The organism is Paenibacillus sp. yr247, assembly GCF_900103825.1.
In the GTDB taxonomy this organism is placed as follows: Bacteria; Bacillota; Bacilli; order Paenibacillales; family NBRC-103111; genus Paenibacillus_E.
Window position 1 is genome coordinate 336,952 of the sequence record NZ_FNIF01000002.1, and the last position, 18,896, is coordinate 355,847.

Annotated in this window: 20 protein-coding genes and 1 riboswitch; of the genes, 1 reads left to right on the forward strand and 19 read right to left on the reverse strand. The window is 46.4% G+C overall.

What is annotated here, in order from left to right; all coding sequences use genetic code 11:
- Positions 1-285: 285 nt before the first annotated feature.
- The gene (locus BLT91_RS32270) at positions 286-576 is read right to left on the reverse strand and encodes a hypothetical protein (protein WP_217635183.1); all 291 of its coding nucleotides are present in this window, start codon (positions 574-576) and stop codon (positions 286-288) included.
- 14 nt (positions 577-590) lie between these two features.
- On the opposite strand from BLT91_RS32270, the gene BLT91_RS06230 reads away from it, so the two are divergent.
- On the forward strand, positions 591-1,616 hold the full coding sequence (locus tag BLT91_RS06230) for a LacI family DNA-binding transcriptional regulator (protein WP_090818201.1): 1,026 nt from the start codon (positions 591-593) through the stop codon (positions 1,614-1,616).
- 166 nt (positions 1,617-1,782) lie between these two features.
- On the opposite strand, the gene BLT91_RS06235 is transcribed toward BLT91_RS06230, so the two are convergent.
- From BLT91_RS06235 to BLT91_RS06320, 18 genes are all read right to left on the reverse strand, one after another.
- Entirely contained in the window at positions 1,783-2,958 is a 1,176-nt protein-coding gene (locus tag BLT91_RS06235; RefSeq protein ID WP_090818205.1) for a DNA sulfur modification protein DndB, read from the reverse strand.
- On the reverse strand, positions 2,958-4,094 hold the full coding sequence (locus BLT91_RS06240) for a DNA sulfur modification protein DndB (RefSeq protein ID WP_090818208.1): 1,137 nt from the start codon (positions 4,092-4,094) through the stop codon (positions 2,958-2,960). The genes BLT91_RS06235 and BLT91_RS06240 overlap by 1 nt, the downstream gene beginning before the upstream one ends.
- Positions 4,095-4,182: 88 nt before the next feature.
- A complete protein-coding gene (locus BLT91_RS06245) occupies positions 4,183-5,358 on the reverse strand; it encodes an aminotransferase class I/II-fold pyridoxal phosphate-dependent enzyme (RefSeq protein ID WP_090818211.1) in 1,176 nt (391 codons plus the stop codon).
- Positions 5,359-5,417: 59 nt separating this feature from the next.
- Entirely contained in the window at positions 5,418-6,515 is a 1,098-nt protein-coding gene (locus tag BLT91_RS06250) for a site-2 protease family protein (RefSeq protein ID WP_090818214.1), read from the reverse strand.
- Positions 6,516-6,522: 7 nt separating this feature from the next.
- On the reverse strand, positions 6,523-6,891 hold the full coding sequence (locus BLT91_RS06255; protein ID WP_090818217.1) for an arsenate reductase family protein: 369 nt from the start codon (positions 6,889-6,891) through the stop codon (positions 6,523-6,525).
- Between the two features lie 119 nt (positions 6,892-7,010).
- The gene (locus BLT91_RS06260; RefSeq protein ID WP_090818220.1) at positions 7,011-7,952 is read right to left on the reverse strand and encodes an RluA family pseudouridine synthase; all 942 of its coding nucleotides are present in this window, start codon (positions 7,950-7,952) and stop codon (positions 7,011-7,013) included.
- On the reverse strand, positions 7,949-8,518 hold the full coding sequence (locus BLT91_RS06265) for a cob(I)yrinic acid a,c-diamide adenosyltransferase (RefSeq protein ID WP_090818223.1): 570 nt from the start codon (positions 8,516-8,518) through the stop codon (positions 7,949-7,951). Before BLT91_RS06265 ends, BLT91_RS06260 begins: the two co-directional genes overlap by 4 nt.
- Complete coding sequence (locus BLT91_RS06270; RefSeq protein WP_090818225.1) at positions 8,515-10,125, reverse strand: cobyric acid synthase; 1,611 nt, start codon at positions 10,123-10,125, stop codon at positions 8,515-8,517. The genes BLT91_RS06265 and BLT91_RS06270 overlap by 4 nt, the downstream gene beginning before the upstream one ends.
- Positions 10,118-11,224, reverse strand: a complete 1,107-nt coding sequence (cobD, locus tag BLT91_RS06275) for a threonine-phosphate decarboxylase CobD (RefSeq protein WP_090818230.1) — start codon at positions 11,222-11,224, stop codon at positions 10,118-10,120. Before cobD ends, BLT91_RS06270 begins: the two co-directional genes overlap by 8 nt.
- 39 nt (positions 11,225-11,263) lie before the next feature.
- Positions 11,264-12,115, reverse strand: coding sequence for an adenosylcobinamide-GDP ribazoletransferase (gene cobS, locus BLT91_RS06280; protein WP_090818233.1), 852 nt, complete (start codon positions 12,113-12,115; stop codon positions 11,264-11,266).
- Positions 12,088-13,074, reverse strand: coding sequence for an adenosylcobinamide-phosphate synthase CbiB (gene cbiB / locus BLT91_RS06285; RefSeq protein ID WP_090818237.1), 987 nt, complete (start codon positions 13,072-13,074; stop codon positions 12,088-12,090). The genes cobS and cbiB overlap by 28 nt, the downstream gene beginning before the upstream one ends.
- Positions 13,075-13,100: 26 nt before the next feature.
- Positions 13,101-13,670 carry a bifunctional adenosylcobinamide kinase/adenosylcobinamide-phosphate guanylyltransferase gene (gene cobU, locus BLT91_RS06290; protein WP_090818240.1) on the reverse strand — a complete coding sequence of 190 codons (570 nt, stop codon included), beginning with the start codon at positions 13,668-13,670 and terminating at the stop codon, positions 13,101-13,103.
- 65 nt (positions 13,671-13,735) lie between these two features.
- Complete coding sequence (cobT, locus tag BLT91_RS06295; RefSeq protein WP_090818243.1) at positions 13,736-14,818, reverse strand: nicotinate-nucleotide--dimethylbenzimidazole phosphoribosyltransferase; 1,083 nt, start codon at positions 14,816-14,818, stop codon at positions 13,736-13,738.
- 23 nt (positions 14,819-14,841) lie between these two features.
- Positions 14,842-15,618, reverse strand: coding sequence for an ABC transporter ATP-binding protein (locus BLT91_RS06300; RefSeq protein ID WP_175532119.1), 777 nt, complete (start codon positions 15,616-15,618; stop codon positions 14,842-14,844).
- A gap of 5 nt (positions 15,619-15,623) precedes the next feature.
- Positions 15,624-16,661 (reverse strand): FecCD family ABC transporter permease, encoded by a 1,038-nt coding sequence (locus tag BLT91_RS06305; RefSeq protein ID WP_090818250.1) that lies wholly within the window; start codon positions 16,659-16,661, stop codon positions 15,624-15,626.
- Positions 16,662-17,672, reverse strand: a complete 1,011-nt coding sequence (locus BLT91_RS06310) for an ABC transporter substrate-binding protein (RefSeq protein ID WP_090818252.1) — start codon at positions 17,670-17,672, stop codon at positions 16,662-16,664.
- Between the two features lie 149 nt (positions 17,673-17,821).
- Positions 17,822-17,975: riboswitch (cobalamin riboswitch) on the reverse strand.
- 32 nt (positions 17,976-18,007) lie between these two features.
- A complete protein-coding gene (locus BLT91_RS06315; RefSeq protein ID WP_090818256.1) occupies positions 18,008-18,535 on the reverse strand; it encodes a hypothetical protein in 528 nt (175 codons plus the stop codon).
- Between the two features lie 61 nt (positions 18,536-18,596).
- Positions 18,597-18,863 (reverse strand): aspartyl-phosphate phosphatase Spo0E family protein, encoded by a 267-nt coding sequence (locus BLT91_RS06320; RefSeq protein WP_090818259.1) that lies wholly within the window; start codon positions 18,861-18,863, stop codon positions 18,597-18,599.
- Positions 18,864-18,896 lie beyond the last annotated feature (33 nt).

Genomic DNA, 18,896 nt, shown 5'->3' on the forward strand with positions numbered 1-18,896 from the left:
TTAGCCCTCCGATTCTAGCTTCGCCGACCATATGAATCGCCTAATCTTTTGTCATTGATAGACATGGAACCAAATGTTTGATGTCACCACCTTAACTGCCGCCACACAGAAAAACATGCAAAAAGGGCAGCAAATTGGCACCGTGAGGACCCTTTTTGGAGCAAATCATGTAAAAAGTGCAGGTAATCAAGCCGCTTTCTCGCCATTTCCTCTTCATTGGCTTATTTGCCTGCAATAAATGCAGCAAAAGCCTCAAAATCAACGAATATCGATAAAATAGATGTACTATCTGCAGTTGCTCAGCTCTTGTAAACTTTTGCTGGCTCTCGATCGAGGTAGCTGTTCCTTACCTAAAACCCCCTTCCGTCTCACTCTGGACAGAGTTTGACGAAAGGGGGTTTTCACATACATATGTTCATCGTACACTAGTTTAAAATCACTGTCGCTGTTTTCTTTATTTTCCTCTAGATCAATCGTCTGTTCTTTCCAGCGCGGCAATGCTATATTTACTTTTACTATTGAAATGACTAACATAGAAAAGAGTGCTTCTAAATCAGTGTGCTCAATCGTTTGCACTGGAGGTTCCGACAATGTCCGTTACGATTATCGACGTAGCCAAAAAAGCAGGAGTTTCACCGTCCACTGTATCCCGCGTTATATCTGGACATCCGCGTATAAGTTCAGCGACCATTCGTAAGGTGAAGGACATTATGTTAGAAATGGGCTATCATCCTAATGTGATGGCTAAAAGCCTTGTGTCCAAAACAACACAAACGATAGGGATTCTCCTGCCTCGATCCGCGGAAGAACTCTTCTTGAATCTATTTTTCTCGGAAATCATTCGCGGCGTCGTTACACAATCCACTCGCAGCGGATATGATCTGATGATGACCACAGGCACATCGGAGAGCGAAGAAGTTGAAGCCGTGACTAGACTTGTCAAAGGACGCAGAGTTGACGGCGTTATTTTGTTATATTCCCGTAAATCAGATCCTGTTATCTCGTTCTTACAGGAAATGAAATTTCCGTTCGTCCTTGTTGGACGAAGCGAAGACTTTCCAGATGTGCTTTCTGTCGATAATAATAACGTCCTGGCTGCCTATGATGCGACACGGCATCTGATTGCCCAAGGTCATAAACGCGTGGGTTTCGTAAGCGGACCTCCGAACCTTATTGTTTCAAAGGATCGGATGGAAGGATATGTACAAGCTATGCGAGAAGCAGGGCTGGAAATACAATCCGAATGGATTGTCGAAGGCGAGTTTCTTCAAGAGAGCGGATATCGAGCGATGTCGTTTTTTATGAATCTGCCGGAACGTCCAACTGCTCTTGTCGTCATCGACGATATCGTTGCTTTCGGTGTTCTTCGCGGGTTAACCGAACTTGGTTATAAAGTGCCAAACGATCTCAGCTTGGTTGGTTTCAACAATATTTCCATGTCAGAGCTCTCTTCTCCACCGATCAGCTCCATCGATATCGGTATCTATCAACTCGGATATACAGCCTCGCAAACATTAATTAAAGCTGTTAAAGGAGAAACGATTCACCATAATCACATTATCATTCCACATCGATTAATGGCCCGGGAATCCTCTCTTCTTTCCATACTCAATTAATGAGTTGTTCGACATGCTACAAGAAAAAAAGCCTTATTTAATCGACGCCATCGCTGGAAACTCTCTGCTTTTTGTTAGTATGGATGAACATCTTTACAAAAGAAAAAAACCTTCTACCACACAATCGTAGATTGAGGGAGAAAGGTTTTGTTTTGCTAACCCGTATTTATGCTGTTGATACTTCTTCTGAAGTACTGTCCGAATCTGTGCCTTCCAAGAAAAATTGCACAAGCTTCACATGTTTTTTCAGCGATTTTTCATGAATTAGATTGATCTTGCCGTTATCCAATGATCCAAATACATAGATCAATTCCTCATTGTCATGCGACCAATCAAAGCCGTCGAGAATTTGCAGGGAATCCGTCCATTCTTCGTTATATTGCCCATTCGGGAATAAGAAACGGTTTGCATATAGTGCAATGCTTTCTTGGATAACACGATTCGCCGACGTATATTGCGCCAGACCCGGCTGTTCCGGCATCATAGGCAATATGGTGTTAAAGAATTGGTGCAAAATTTCAACGTATGTCGATGGATCGTGGCGAATTTTACGCTGAAGCTCATAGGATGGCTGCATTCTGCCTGAAAAAAGCATCGTTGCTGTCGCATACAGCCAACTGAAACACGTAAAATTTCGGTTAAAGGACGTCAAATTACTGCGACGCTCAACACCAACTGCTTTGAGATACACATTGTGATCGACAACTTGTTGGATGACTAAATTAAGCGGGTCAATAGAGTCGAAGGAATGGCCAAGCTCTTTGCTCACCAGCTGGACTTTCGAGTTAATATCGCCAAACAACTGCTGTTCTTCTTCCTCTGTTAAGCCAATATAGATTTGCACAGCAAGCTGTGTTTCCATCAAATCTAGTCGTCTTCCCTCGAGTTGATTAATCGTACCTTCTGTTTCATCTACCTCTTGCTTAATTTCATCATCTTGCGGAAATTTCCGCTGCTTAATTTTAAGCAGCACTAACTTTTTCTCGAAGCGTCTTACTTCCTTTTGCATCTGCTCATTTACATAGCCTAGCGCTAGGATGCGATGCTGTCCGTCCAAAATAGACAGCTTAGAGCCATGCTTCAAAAGGAATTCCTTCTCGCCCTTAGACAGTTGATTCACTTCACGCAGTGACAGCGTAACAGGTCCGAAGAAGACATGATCGAGCTCACGTTCTTGCAGATAGGTAGAAATTTTACGTCTTTGCATGTTGCTCAGCTTACGCTGAACCATAGGGTCAATCATTGTATAATTCAGCAGATCTTGAACGCGTAAGGCGACGGTTGAAAGTCCGAACTTATCGCAAAAAGGATGAATGGTCATCTTAAGGCGTAATCCTTCCATTAGCTCACGTCCTCCTTATCGCTGATCAGAAATGCATTTTGATCTTGATAAAAGTTTTTGATATGATTGTATGCTTTCATAATGCGAGTCCGTCTAGGCAAACGATCCTTTTCGTCCCCGGCATAGATGCCATTCCAGTTCACATGAGGAAGAATTTTCAAAGCGTGTTCAAGCGCATAGCGATTGAATTTACCTGGTTTTGTAGCTTCTTCGTGAATAAACAAAGCTAACGCAATTTGGATATTTTCAGACCAAACGGCTTCACCTTTGGCTGGTTCAGGCAAGTAATTCAACAAACCATTAAAGTAGGTACCGGCCAACGCTACAAGATCTTGCAGCTCTTTATCCTCATATTGATAACCATTGTTACGTGCTGCTGATTTCATTCTGCCTTCAAACAAAGCAATTAAAATTTCAATCAGCAAGTGGTAGGAGAACAAATACTCCGGTGACTTACCGCGTTCAGAGAACATATCGACGGTCAGCTTTTGCATCGCAGGTGCTTTGGAAGCAAGCTCCGTCGCAGCAACGTGATAAAATCTCCGCTGGTCACGAAGTACAGCTAGGTTGCCGCCAAGCTTACGCGGAAGCTTATTAATGTCTGAGAAAAGCTGGCGCTCTTGACGGGCATTAATATCCAAGTAGGTCATGGTTGAAATAGGGAATGCGTACAATCGACGCAGTTTTTCCGTGATCTCTTCCATTTTGTCGTATTCACGGCGATCTTTTGCACGAGCCATCTGACTTTGTAGAGTTTCCATAATGCGTTGGAAAGCGGCCAAACGATGCTGACCATCCACAACGTACAATTTCTCAATAGGCTGCAGACGAAGCGCTTGTTGATCATGGTCATAATGGCCTGCGCCTCTTGCCGAGAAAATGATTCCCGGGAAATAGATAGGTTGGCGATCCTCTAAATACAAATTTACATAATCGATTAGCTTAGAGAGATTACGCGGAATAATCGCACGTTGTACTTCTAAATCAACTTCATAGATAGAAAATAGTTTGCTCATTGGCAGCGTAGCTGCAATTGTCGCTTGACCAAACGTCTGCCCCAAAATTCCTGGAATTTCTACGAACGATGAAGGCTTCTGTTCAGCTAAAAGCTCAGATAATGAGGAAATGACATCCATATGCTTACCCCTTTCAAATAATAAGGTTTAAATTTTACGCAATTCAATATGTCTCTCATTCTCCTATTTTTACCAAAAACTCGAACTTTCATTCTATGGTTCGAAGCCAATCTCTTATTCGCCCTGCCGCTTCAATTAATCTGGCCTCATCCTGCACCAAAGCAATGCGTACAAAGCCTTCTCCCTCAGCCCCGAAAGCGTCTCCAGGAATGACGACAACACCTGCACGATAAAGCATTTCCCGGGAAATTTGTCGAGATGTCCACCCTTTTGGAATGGGAGCCCAGATGAACATGGTTGCTTTGGGTGGCGGAATGATCCACCCCGCATCCTGTAATGCCGAAATAAACACATTACGTCTTTTTTCATAAACGCCGGCAACAGAATGCTTGTGTTCCATATCTTCCTCTAATGCTGCAATCCCAGCGGCCTGAATGGCTCCGAATACACCGTAATCGATATTAGATTTGAGCGTCTTAAGAGCTTTCACCGCATCTGCATTTCCGGTTAGGAAAGCAATTCGACACCCTGCCATATTAAAGCTTTTGGACAGTGAATGGAACTCGACTGCAACCTCCTTAGCGCCTTCTATCTCCAAAATGCTCATAGGCTGATAACCGTCAAAAGCCATTTCAGAGTAGGCAAGATCGTGTATGACAAGCAAGTCTTGCTTCTTGGCATAGGCAATCAAATGCTCAAAGAAAGCACGATCTGCAACAGCAGACAGCGGATTGCTCGGATAGTTAAGCAGGATGAATTTCGCCTTAGCCGCAACATCTACTGGAATGTCCTCTAGTTGGGGTAAATAATTGTGTTCTGAACGCAGCGGGAGCAAGTAGGGCTCCACTCCTGCCAGCACGAGACTTGCCGAATATATGGGGTAGCCTGGATCTGGAACAATGGCTAGATCCCCAGGGTCGCAGAGTGAAAGCGCAAAGTGAGCAAGACCATCTTGCGATCCCATTAGAGTTAAAATTTCATTTTCCGGATTGAGATCCACACCGAATCGATAACGGTACCATCTGGCAACCGTTTCTCGAAAGGCTAAGCTTCCTTCAGAGGTTGGATAACCGTAATGTGCGGGGTTACGAACAGCCTTGGTAATAGCTTCAATAATTCGATTAGACGGAGGTAGATCAGGACTTCCTATACCTAAATCTATGACGTCTACCCCTTGGTTCATAACCTCTCTCTTCCAATCCGCTACTTCCGAAAAAATTGCCGATCCTAGCTGACTAAGCCGCTTCGATCCTGTAAATGTCATAGTTCATATCCTCATTAGGTTGATTTCATTAATGTCATTAAATGATAGACCCAGAACCGTTAATCCATGATTCCCACTTGATGAACTAGCCTTATCATATAAAGCAAAAACAACACGAGCGCAAGATAAGCTGCTCCGAATTTCCAACGTGTTTTCACAGGAACATCGTAATAACGTTCCTGTATCCCAAGAGGTGAAAATTCCACTTGTACTTGCAGCCCTAGGTAAAATCCATTCTCTTTCTGCATACGTTCCACTTTGACTAACTGGACTCTTTTAACGACAGATTGTCCCGGCAGATAAGCGTGACCCTCGAATCCAATCCCTTGCCAGTAAATCACAATGGTTTGTCTGCCCTCCCCAGAACCCTGTAAATCCGAATAAGTCGTATATTCCAGCTCTCGTGTGTGATTTTCCCCCGGAATGATATATCCTTGCTGGAGTAGATGTTCCGCAGCAAATTCAAATCGTGTAGAAACCGAAACTAGCTCCTCTCGATTTCTGTATTTAACGTATTTCTTGTACAAATCCCAGGCAAACATGGCCCATATCACAAAGAAAATAAATTGATTTACATAGTGATTTAAATAAAAAATAAAGACCAAACCGCCAATTAATCCTAGTATCCATAACCAACGCGTTACTGCAGTAGAAATTCGCCCGCCATCTAACGGATGAATAGGCAATAAATTAATTAAATTTAGATAGAACGCAGCATAAGCGACTGAAACAATAACAGGGGAACCAGTGTATACACCAAGAGCGAAAGCGGCAACTCCACCAACTGTCCCTAAAATAGGTCCTCCTATACCAATAAAAGCTTCTGTTGCTGCATCGGTAGGATTCTTTTTCATCGTAATCAGTGCGCCAAGGAATGGGATAAAAACAGGTGCCGACACCGGAAACCCCTTCAACTTGGCTGCGAAAACATGACCAAGTTCATGTATGAGGATCATCAAAACAATCCCAATGGCAAAAGGCAATGGAGCGAGATAGGCGTATGCCCAAATCGTAATGAACATCGAGATGATGGCTCCGCCAACCTTACCAAACTTTAATGCCGCCAAAAGCAGCTTTCCTTGTGATAAAAGGACAGCTACGAAACCTCCTATGGCTAGTGGCGACTTTTTACCTGCTGGTTTCTGCTTCTTATCCAACCTATCATCACCCCTTTGCCCATACGGCCTCATACTCATCTTCTTTGAAGCCAACCGTTACTTTACGGCCATCGGTTACGATAGGCCGTTTAATCAATCTGCCGTTTGAGGCTAACAAATCAAGCATTTGCTCTTGCGACATGCTTTGAAGCTTGTCTTTCAAATTCATCTCTTTGTATACTTCACCGGACGTGTTGAAAAATTTTTTGATTTCCAGACCGCTATCACTAAGCAGCTTAGACAATTCTTTTGCTGAAGGCGGCGTCTCAAATAAAGGGACATTTTCTGTGATATCTACATGATGCGCTTTCAACCACTTCACTGCATTACGGCATGTCCCGCATTTATCGTAACAAAATACTTTTACTCCCATGATGTTAAAGCTCCTTTATGAATTGAAATAAATCAGAACTACTTAAAATTCTGAGGGAATTGATAAGGAAAGTCAAGTTATAGCAAAGAAAAACCATCCTAAAAAGGGATGGTTTTATCGTTCTAGTTGCTTTCTTGCAGCCAGGTTTGCAAAGCAGATAAATCCGCAGGCAGCGGAGCATTGTACTCCGTCCACTCCCTTGTTCCTGGATGAACAAAGCCCAGTTTAAAAGCGTGCAATGCCTGACGGTCGAGCCGTTCACTAGCCTCCGCTGCAGCTAAACTCTGCTCATATTCAGGAAGTGTGTACATCTTATCTCCAAGCAGCGGATGACCCAAATGCCGCATATGTACACGTATTTGGTGTGTTCTACCGGTTTCGAGCCATATTCGAACTAAAGCAGCATGCGCGAATTGTTCAACGACCTCGTAATGGGTTACGGCGAAATATCCGTCAGGGGTAACGATACGAACATGCGGCTGTTCAGGGTCGCGGTCAATGGGTTCATTGATCGTACCGTTTTTTGCAGTGACGATCCCCCAGACAAAGGCCAAGTACTCTTTTTTCACCTGATGCTGAATCATCTGTTCCGATATTTGCTGGTGAACGTAGGGAGTTTTTGCGATAGCAAGTACACCTGATGTTTCTTGGTCAAGCCTATGAACTGGCCGGAAACGGCACGAAATACCCGCTTGCTGCCAGTGATATACGACGCCGTTGGCGATTGTGTTGACGTAGTGCCCATGTGTTGGATGCACAATGATACCGGCATCTTTGGCAAGAATAAGCAGATGCTCATCTTCATGAATGATATGGAGAGGGAGATCCTGAGGTAAGATATCCTCGGACTCTTCTTCCTCCATACGAATCTCCACACGATCCCCAGCTTTGACCTTGATGCTAATGTATTGTCTGATCCCATTCACCGTTATCCCCTGCTCGGTCAATTTAATTCGGGATAGCAGTTTGCGTGAGACCATTAATCTTTTTTGCAGAATCGTTTTGAGAATAAAGCCCTCTTCCTCTGGCGGTACGATGTATACTAATGGTTCATAATAACTCATGGTTTACGTCTAAACACCTCAGCACTTCGCACATACTCCACATCAGCAATACCTTCGCGATGGTTCGCTGTACGGGCAATGGTAAAGAAAAGGTCGGAAAGTCGATTCAAGTATCTGCGTACTTCCGGATTAATTTCCTGCGTTCGAGCCAACGTGACTACCCGGCGTTCTGCTCGGCGGCATACGGTACGGCATACATGAAGTGTAGAAGAAACGGTACCGCCACCTGGCAAAATGAATCGTGTAATATCCGGTGTTTCCGCATCATATTTATCAATCCAAGCCTCAAGCGCATCAACCATTTCCGCTGTTACTTTATAAGGACGCAGGTCTTGCTTCAAGAGAGCAAGGTCCGAACCGCAATCAAATAGCTCATGCTGCACCTGCAGCAAATCCGGAAGTAAATCCGGGAATTTCTCCGGATCCATAAAGCTCATCGCCTGACCCACGTAACAATTCAGTTCATCCGTAGTTCCGTACGCTTCAACGCGATCATCATCTTTATCTACGCGACCTCCGATTACGCCTGTTTGCCCAGCATCTCCGGTTCGAGTATAAATTTTCATTGTTCAACATCCTTCCTTTTCCAAGGCTTTGATACATCCATCATCTCATAAACACGTTGCATATCCAAGTGACTTCTAACATGGTCAGCCAGCCTATCGAAGGCTGCTTCTCTGCGTTCTTTAAAACGTAGGCCACCTACGATTGGCGGTAATCCTTTATGCTTCCGAATGCGATTTAACCATGCTCTGCGGAAGTTATCATTATGCAAAATCCCGTGTAAATACGTCCCCCACACACGCCCTTGATCCGCAGCGGCCCCGTCTCCGTGCAGAACATTGTCAGAGCCGCTAGCTTCTCCGTTGGTTTGAGCCTTTATCTGGAAAGGCGCTGCTGCTTCCTGCAAATAACGTGTCCGCCCCATGTGGATTTCATAACCATCAATGACAATCACGGAGCTATTTTCAGCAAAAAGTGTGCTGCTTCCCTGAACCTGAACCGTGCGTTTTTCCGAAGTAAACACTGTCTCCGTTGGTAGAAGCCCCAATCCCTCTAGCTCAGGATGATCCGATTCGTAGCCATGTGGATCAAGCAGCTTGACACCTAACATCTGATATCCTGCACATATACCGGCGACCCATCCATTTTCGGTTTGCGCGAACGCCTTAAGACGCTCTGCCAGACCAGATTCGTTCAAATACCGCAAATCGTCCATTGTATTCTTACTGCCTGGGAGCAAAACGACATCTGGTTCCCCCCACTCGGCGAGGTGCGTAATATATCGGAAATGGACATCTTTTTCTTCCTGAAGCGGATCGAAATCCGTAAAGTTAGAAAGACGAGGCAAGCGAATCACAGCGATATCCAGTTGATCAGCCAATTTTACTTGCGAGCTCTCATTCCGCTTGCTTTGCATGCGTTTAGAATCAAGAGAAGCGGAGTCTTCGTCCTCAATACCTAGCTGCGGTAAATAAGGAACTACACCTAGTACAGGCTTCCCTGTCCTCTCCTCAAGCCAATCCAAACCCGGTTTTAGCAGAGAAACATCTCCGCGAAACTTATTTATTATGAAGCCTTTAACCCGGTCTCTTTCCTCCGGCGTCAAAATCTCTAGTGTCCCAACGATCGAAGCAAAAACACCCCCACGATCAATGTCAGCGACGAGAAGCACAGGGGCGTCAGCCCAACCTGCCAGGCGCATATTTACAATATCGCGATCCTTTAAATTAACTTCAGCCGGGCTCCCCGCCCCCTCCAGTACCACAATGTCATATTCGCTGCGCAGCCGCTTCAAAGCGTCCTTTACAATCATCTCAGCCTGTGGTAAATATGATTCTCGATACGTCCTTGCATCTAGATCGGAGTAGGGCTTACCGTGAACGACAACCTGTGCAACCATGTCTTGCTTTGGCTTAAGCAGGATCGGATTCATATCCGTTGTCGCTAAAATACGGCAAGCATCGGCTTGGACGCCTTGGGCCCGACCAATTTCCTTGCCATCAAAGGTAACGTAGGAATTTAAGGACATATTTTGCGACTTAAATGGCGCCGTTTGCCAGCCATCTTGTACAAGAATGCGGCACAAAGCGGCCGTTAGAATGCTTTTGCCCACATCCGAAGCTGTGCCCTGAACCATCAGTGTTGCCGCTTTCACAGTTCCTTTAGTCATGGCCTTGCCCTCGATTCTGCGTTAAATCTGCCAGCATGTTATGTAACCCCGCGATTAACCGCTCATTGTCTTCGCGAAGACGAATCGCAACACGGCAGTAACGTTCGTTAAGCCCTTCAAACAAAGAAGCGTCTCTAATCAAAATACCTTGATACCCCATATGCTTTTGGGCCCGCTTCACATGGATGCCCATGTGCTCAGGGAACGAAAAAAGTAAAAAGTTCACATCACTAGGCACAACCTCAAGGCCTAATTGTCGGAGCTGCTCAGAGAGCCAAGGTTTCTCTTCCTTTAGCCATTGCCGGCTGGCGCGCTCAAAATCCTCATCCTCAAGCACGGCTGTTCCGATGCGCTGAGCCAAATAATTGACACTCCATTGAACTTGTTGATGTTTGATTTGCTGGATCGCATCCGGATGAGCCACCATAAAGCCTAAACGTAAACCAGGTATGGAATAAAATTTCGTCATCGAACGGATGACAAAGAACTGGCGACTTGTCGAAGCGAGTTTGAGTAAAGAGTGATCCTGCTCATTCGGTACAAAATCCATGAATGCCTCATCAAGCACCAATCTTCGATCACTCTGCATAAGCATATCTATGACTGAGCGAGGAATCAGCTTCCCTGTTGGATTATTCGGATGACCTAAAAAGAACAAATCCACAGCTGAATAAGCAGCTTCTATCTCTTGCTGCTGCAGTTCATATTGGTTCGAATGGGTTAGAGGGATGTTATAGATTCCGCCACCTGATTTGTGGATGGCTTCCTCATATTCGCTAAAAGATGGCCTCGTTAATCCAGTAACAGCAGGCTTCAACACTCTCGCTGTCAAATCGATCAGTTCCGCTGCCCCATTACCAACTAGAATGCTTTCCATCGGAATATCATATTTCTGCGAAAGCTTGCTTCGCAGCTCACGAACAGCAGGGTCGGGATATTTGACGATGTCGCGCCATTGCTCCTTCAGAATATGACTAACAGCGGAAGGAGGACCTAATGGATTCATATTCGAACTGAAATCCAGAAATTGCTCCATGGACCTGCCGAAAGTCTCCTCTGCCGTCAAGAGATCGCCTCCATGCCCATAGCGTTCTAGCATGATTTCCTCTCCTTTCTTTTTGGATATTGCTGAATTGTTCTATCCGTAATAAGTAACGAAAACGACGACGCCCAGCAGCAGGATAGTTTCAAGAAGCTCATTCAAAGCGCCGTATGTATCTCCCGTTAAACCGCCTAATTTGCGGCTCATATACGCAGCCAATATCCAACCAGCTAAAGCTGTTCCTAAAGCAAAGCTAAGAACAACAGCCCAAATGGATGGATGACTTAAAGCGGAAGCTGCTATGCCAAGATCTTCCATCTCCGAAAAAAGCGTAGTAGTCAAGAGAGCTACTAGTGCAGATGAAAAAACATGCCATTTGTTAACTCCGCGAAATAAGCTGCCTAATCCAGCGTCTCTCCGAGCATAGGGCCAACCATAAATAGAAGCTACCATAAACCAACGGCTCCAGATAGGTACGATGGCAAGCAGGAAGCATACTCCCTCTGAACCACCGATCTGCCTAATATCAAGCAGCGTATAAAGAAGTGAAAATTTGAGGAGCAGTTGCAAGACACATACGATTACGCCCATTGCGCCTACTCGGCTATCTTTCATGATTTCTAACATTTGCTCGCGAGGTCTGTGACTTAGAATACCGTCTGAAGTATCCATAAGTCCGTCTAGATGCAGGCCGCCTGTTAAAACGACCCAGAACCCCAGAAGCAGAACGGCTGCCGGCAGCGCAGGAAGAATAAGGGTTAGCCCTTCGCCTGCTAGCAGTAAAAGAAGACCGATGATGCAACCAGCTAGCGGATAGAATATGACGCTTCGGCTAAATACGCGATCTGTATAGTCAATTTGAACGGGAATCGGCAAACGGGTTAGAAACTGAAAGGCTGCTATGCAAGCACGCAGCCAGTCTAGTAAAACAGTACGAGTAATATGCACAGCAATCCTCCCATCACTACAAAGCTGACGCCGTAGAGCATTCTGACGGCGTAGACGATATCCTGCTGCGTCCGCGGACGCAGTGGCCAGCCTAGACGGGCGCGCTCACTCGCAGCCCCGCCATAGACGTTCAGCCCGCCCAGCTCAATTCCGAGTGCCCCGGCTACCGCCGACTCTGGAATTCCGCTGTTCGGGCTGGGGTGCAAATGCGCGAAGCGGCGAATAGCAGCCGCCGAGCGCTTCGCCGAGAGGCCCGGCTGCAGCAGGGCAACGAGGACCAGCAGGAGGCCGGTCAGCCGGGCCGGGATCCAGTTCATCGCGTCGTCCCAGCGGGCCGACGCCCAGCCGAAATGACGGTAACGGTCATTTCGGTAGCCGACCATCGAATCCAGTGTATTCGATGCCCGGTACAGCATCGCTAGCGGTGCTCCGCCAAGCAGCGCATAGAACAAGGGCGAAATGACCGCGTCGACAATGTTCTCCGCCACGGTTTCCACGACCGCGCGTGTTAATTCTTCCTCACAAAGCTCATCCGTATCTCGGCCTACGATGTATCCCGTGTACTTGCGAGCATCTGCAAGTTCGCCTTTGCGCAGCGGATTGTAAACAAGATACGCCGCATCCTTTAACCCTTTGATGGCTATCGTCGTCGAGATAAACCACGTACAAACAAAGTATCCTAACCACTCATGAATCCAGCGGGCTGTAAGAATAAGCACCAGCACACTGCTGAAGCTTAGCACCACGGTAGAAACAGTAAGAAGCACGCCCTTAGCTCGCAGCCATCCTGGCTGATTGCCTTCGTTCCTTTCTTTACGCAACTTGCCTTCCATCATGCGAATCCAGCGGCCAATGAAAATAACCGGATGTGTCGGCCATCTCGGATCGCCTAGAATCCAGTCTAATACAATGGCAGCTGCCGTCATACTGACAATCTCCTGCCAGGTGTATATCCACATATTAATCACCGTTCCATGCTTATAGACTACTTGTTTTCATCCAGTCGATAAGCTTTGCTTTTTAACTCTATGGGTATTCCTGCCGTAACAAGGAATACCTGCTCACATACCTGAGCTAACCGCTGGTTCATTCGTCCTGCCAAGTCTCGAAAGCTGCGGCCAAGTGGATATTCCGGTACAATGCCGTCCCCGACTTCGTTCGTAACCAATATAAGATGTCCACAGTAGGAGGACACAGTTTCCATAAGCTCATCTACACGCTTCATAACCAGCGCAGAAGCATCTGCTTCTCCCTCATACTGTAGCAGCCAGTTGGTCAGCCAAAGCGTCAAACAATCGACCAAGACGACAGCCTCCTCGCCGATCGCCTGAACCTGAAGCAAAAGCTCCCGCAGCTGGAACGGCTCCTCCCGGGTATCCCAAGGATACCCCGAGCTAAGCCTCTGCTGCTGATGAAGCTGGACCCGCTCCCTCATTTCCTCATCGTAGATGTGGGAGGTCGCGATATAAATCCCCCGCACGCAACTATGTATCGCGAGCTTCTCCGCGAAAGAGCTCTTGCCGCTTCGCGCGCCGCCCGTAACCAAAACCGCCATGGCGCCTTCGCCTCCTTCTTTCGCTTCCTGTGTAAGCTTACACCGTATCGTCTGCCGCCAAGCGACTACCCTCGCGACACGCCTGCGCTTTCGAATGTCGCCATTTCCTTCATGATCTTACCTGCGGCATCGATCAAGTTGAAGACGAGCACTGCGCCTGTTCCTTCGCCCAGACGCATATCCATTTGCAGCATTGCTGCGAGGCCTACCGCTTCAAGCATCTTCGTATGCCCCTGCTCCTGCGACAAGTGCGAGGCGAGCATGTAAGACGCGCTTAGCGGTGCTAATCGGCTCGCCACGAGCGCTGCTGCTGACGAGATGAAGCCGTCGACAACGACCGGACAGCGATTCTTCGCTGCGCCAAGAATCACCCCAACAAGTCCGGCGATCTCCAATCCGCCAACCTTCATCAACACATCAAGCGCATAATCAGAGCTTGATCTATTCACTTCAGTTTCCGAACCCATACGAAGCCCATTTACGTTCAATGCTTTATTCACGATCAATTGTTTATGCAACCATTTCGCATCATCAATGCCCGTTCCACGGCCAACAGCAATTCCGGCATCCAAGCCCGTCAATGCGCACAGAATAGCTGCGCTTGCCGTTGAATTGCCTATCCCCATCTCTCCGGTAGCAAAGAGGCGATAGCCCTTTTCCACCAATTCATCCACGATCTCAACACCAGTCTGTATCGCCTGTACGGTCTCATCTAGCGTCAGAGCCGCTTCACGCGCCATGTTGCGCGTCCCTTTTCTTACTTTACGAGAAATGAGACTAGGGTGCTCCAGATCAGCATTAACCCCCATATCTACACAGACGACTTCTGCTCCGGCATGCCTGGCCAGAACGTTGACAGCAGCACCGCCATAAAGGAAGTTAAGCACCATTTGAGGCGTAACTTCTGCTGGGAATGCACTAACGCCTTCTTCACAAACACCATGATCCCCGGCCATTACGATCACTGCTTTTTTATCAAAAACAGGCATCACCTCGCCCGTAATTCCAGCAACTTGTCGCGCGATATCTTCCAATTTCCCCAAGCTTCCTTGCGGTTTAGTCAATTGATTCAAGTGATCATTCGCTTGACCCACAACATCTTGATGAATGGGCATAATACGACCAATAATAGATTCTAGTTTACTCACAAGTTCATCCCCTGTTATTTCAATTATTTTCCTGGCTGTAATAAAATTTGCGGTGCACAGTTAACAGGATGCTTAAGAACAATCGGTTCAGTTCCATACACCTCGGTTATTAACCCGCTAGTAATGATTTCATCCGGTGTTCCTATCGCTGCAAGCTGGCCATTTTGAACAACCATCAAGCGTGTACAGTACTGCGCGGCCAAATTCAAGTCATGCAGGACAGCGACAACCGTTAACTCTGATTCGCTCTGCCATTCCTTGATATAGTCCATCATTTGAACTTGATATCCGATATCCAAGAAGGTTGTCGGTTCATCCAGCATAAGCAGTCGTGGCTGCTGCGCCATTACTTTAGCTAGAGCCACACGCTGGCGTTCGCCGCCGCTTAGCCGCTCGATCGTGCGATCAATGAGCGGTTCCAAGTGCAGCTTCCTTACAATACCCTCAATTAAACCTTCCGCATCAGCCGAATCCTCGCCAAGCCAATTCTGAAAGGGATAGCGCCCCATTTCCACAACTTCACGAACCGTAAAGCCTACCGGAGGCAGCGCGTCCTGCTGTAGGACAGCAAGCCATCTAGCCAGCTCTTTCCGTGAATAGGAGGTCGCGAACCGACCATCCAGCCTGACCTCTCCCATTTTAACCGGATCAATCCCCGATAATAGACGGAGTAACGTCGACTTCCCGCTGCCATTAGGACCAATAATCCCAAAAAATTCACCCTGCATGACCTCGAAGCTGATATTTTCTATTACTTGTTGTTCTTTGAAGCTTTGGGAAAGGTGCTCCACTTTAATCATCTTGATCAACCTCTTAACGTTTTCTTATCCTTATGTAGCAAATAAGCAAAAAATGGCGCGCCCAAAAAAGCAGTAATAACACCAAGTGGGATTTCTGTTGGACTCAGTAAGGTGCGAGCAAGTGTATCCGCCCATAATACATAAATCCCCCCGCCAATCGCCGATAACGGAATAATTAAGCGATAATCGGGACCCACTAGCAAACGAACTAAGTGCGGTATGATGAGGCCGACGAAACCGATTACCCCAGCAACGGATACAGCGGCAGCCGTGATGAACGTAGCCACGATAAGTACAATCAGCTTCGTCCGCTCCACATTCACACCGAGATGCGAGGCTTGCCGCTCACCTAAAGCCAGCAAATTCAACGACCTTGCATAGCTAAGCAGTATCACAAAGCCGATGATTAAGTAGGGTGAAATGATATAAGCATACGACCAGCCCCGCATCGCCAAACTGCCCATTAACCAGAAAATAATTTCATTAATAACCTGCTTGGAAATGGACACCATGAACGATACGATTGCCCCTAGAAATGCTTGCATGACTACACCTGATAAAATGAGCGTCTCCATCTTCAGCTTCCCTTCGATCTGGGCAAGCCTCAGAACCAATAATAAAGAAATAAGCCCCGTGATGAAGGCAACAATTGGAATGGACCATTGTCCAAACCATGCTGCTTGCAGACCAAAATAGATTAAGAATGCAGCTCCTACAGAAGCTCCCGATGATACACCGAGTGCATAAGGATCCGCAAGCGGATTGCGCAGTACGCCTTGATAGGCTGCCCCCGCGATCGAGAGTGACGCCCCTACGAGAATTCCCAGCAATACGCGGGGAAATCGAACTTTATTGATGATCTGTTCCGAAGATTGCGGCCAGCTAGTAACGATATGATCACTGAGCCAAGGGATATGCTTGCCAAGTATTCTCGCGATTTGGAGGATCGGGAGATTGGCCGTACCCAGTGTTAAACTCACTAGAATAGAAAGAAGAAGGAGTATAACTCCTACTCCTCCCCATAGCATAAGTTTTCTTTTCATTTATTTCACCAGCTCGGGATAAATACCTTTCGCCATTTCAAGCAATCCATCGGTCAGTCTTGGACCTGGGCGGCTCAGCATATTCTGGTCGAGGCCAATCACATGCTTATTTTTCACGGCATCAATGGCATCCCAACCGCTTCGCGTACGAATAATTTCGTCCAGTGATTTCTTGCTCTTGCTATCGACGACCCCATTCGCAAACAGAATCACGCTCGGGTTTTGCCCAATGATTTTCTCTTCGCTGATTTCATACCAGCCTTTATTGTCTCCGGCAACATTAATACCGCCAGAAAGCTGGATCAACTCGTCCATGAATTCACCGCTGCCCACTGTCCATCCTGGGGCAAATTCAATGTAAACCTTTTTCTTATTCTCTTGTTTTACATCTTTTACAGCATTAACTACCTTCTGGCGATCCGCTTTCATCTTAGCGACTACTTTTTCCGCTTGGTCTTGATGATCTGTAATTATACCGTAGGTTTGAATGTTAGCTATGGTATCATCCAATGTTTTCGGTTCCACTTTAAACACGTTAATGTTCAAAGCACGCAGCTTTTCTACGGTATCCACATTCATCGAAACCCCAGTAAACACAACATTTGCGTTAGCTGCGATCAGCGCTTCTTGGTTAGGCTTCGTAATGCTGCCTAATTTCGGCTTTGACTTCACTGCTTCTGGATAATCATCAAAGTCCGATACACCAACGACATTGGCCTCTAATCCGAGTGCAAATAGAGCTTCCGTTTCTGCCGGCGATACAGACGCAATGCGCTCTGGCGCTTTCTCAAATGTAAACTCTTTGCCCGTAGCATCCTTAATTTTCAGTGGATAACTCGTTTTTTTGACTGCCGCAGGCAGCGTTGTTACCACAGGAGCTTTCGTTGATTCTCCCCCTAGCTTAGATGGACTGGAAATCTCCATATCCTTTTTGCCGCAAGCTGCAAGACTGACTGCTGTCGTTAACGCTACTGTAAGGATAAGTGCTTTTTTCACAGAATTCTTTTTCATTTGGCAAACCCTCTCTCTGAACGATTTGTTTCGATTGACCCTAACAAAAAAGCCCCTCTGTTCCTAAGGAACAAAGGGGACGATAAATCGCGGCGCTCAGCAACTGGAGGTTGCTTCCTGATTTAACGCGATCCTTTTCCTCGAAGGATGTCGTAAACGGCACCATGGGCAGGTATCCTGACTTTCCCGGCATACGATGCCTGGATTACAGTGGCGGGACCGCGCCGGACTTTAACCGGCTTCCCTTTTAAGTGGCAAGCTCCTAGAAATGAGCTTACCAGCACCTATGGCTGCATATTTTACTATCAATCTAATTGTCGATTATAGACTTCTTATTACTTTTGTGCAATCACTTTGAGCACTTGCTTTGATTCATTAATCTTCGGAGCATTTTGAGGGATGAAAGCTACCAACCCTTTTCCTTCAATCCCTTGCTCTTTCATCCACTTGTTCCCTGCAAGAGGAATACCGTAGAGGTGCTTTTCAGAAGGCTTGCCATCTTCTGCTATCTCGATGACCCCATCCGGATAATCCTCAGGTTTAATCGTATCATCCAAAGAAACGAAACCTGCTTGTTTAGTCAAAGATTTAAATTGATCATCTGCAAGAATGAAGATGCCATTGCCGCCTGCCGCCAGCTCTACAATCATTTTTTCCATTGAGAACATAGGCGAACTAACAAGTTTGACGGTAGGGACCTCACCAACCTTGGATTTCAGAGAACCTTCCAACTTGTCTCCTGCTTCACTTGGAAAACCACTCGAGCCCATGATAAAAATAGATACATCCGGCTTCGGCCCGCCGCAACCCGCGAGCATAACCATAAGCCCGATCATCATAACCAACAGCCATTTCACTTTCATGTTGTGAGCGTACCTCCGTTTGTTGTCTGGATTCTTCGATAGTCGCGAGAAAAGCCGGCTTTCACCGACTTTTCTTTCCATTATTCATATATTCATTTATTTTACGATCTAAGATTGTGCTCAATTCAACGACGTCATCCGATGTCATTTCTTTCCCGTCAAGAACCATTTGTTCGAGCTTACGTCGCAACGAATGAATCTCTTCTTCTAGTAAATTGAGGGAGTTATGCTTCTTCGCATGCTTGGTCAACCAACGTTTTCCGAAATCCTGCTCGCGAATTTGACTATGTTTTCGATAGGTTAATAGTTGATATTCCAAAAAAGCCATGCTTATCCCTCCTTACTACAAGAATACCAGTTT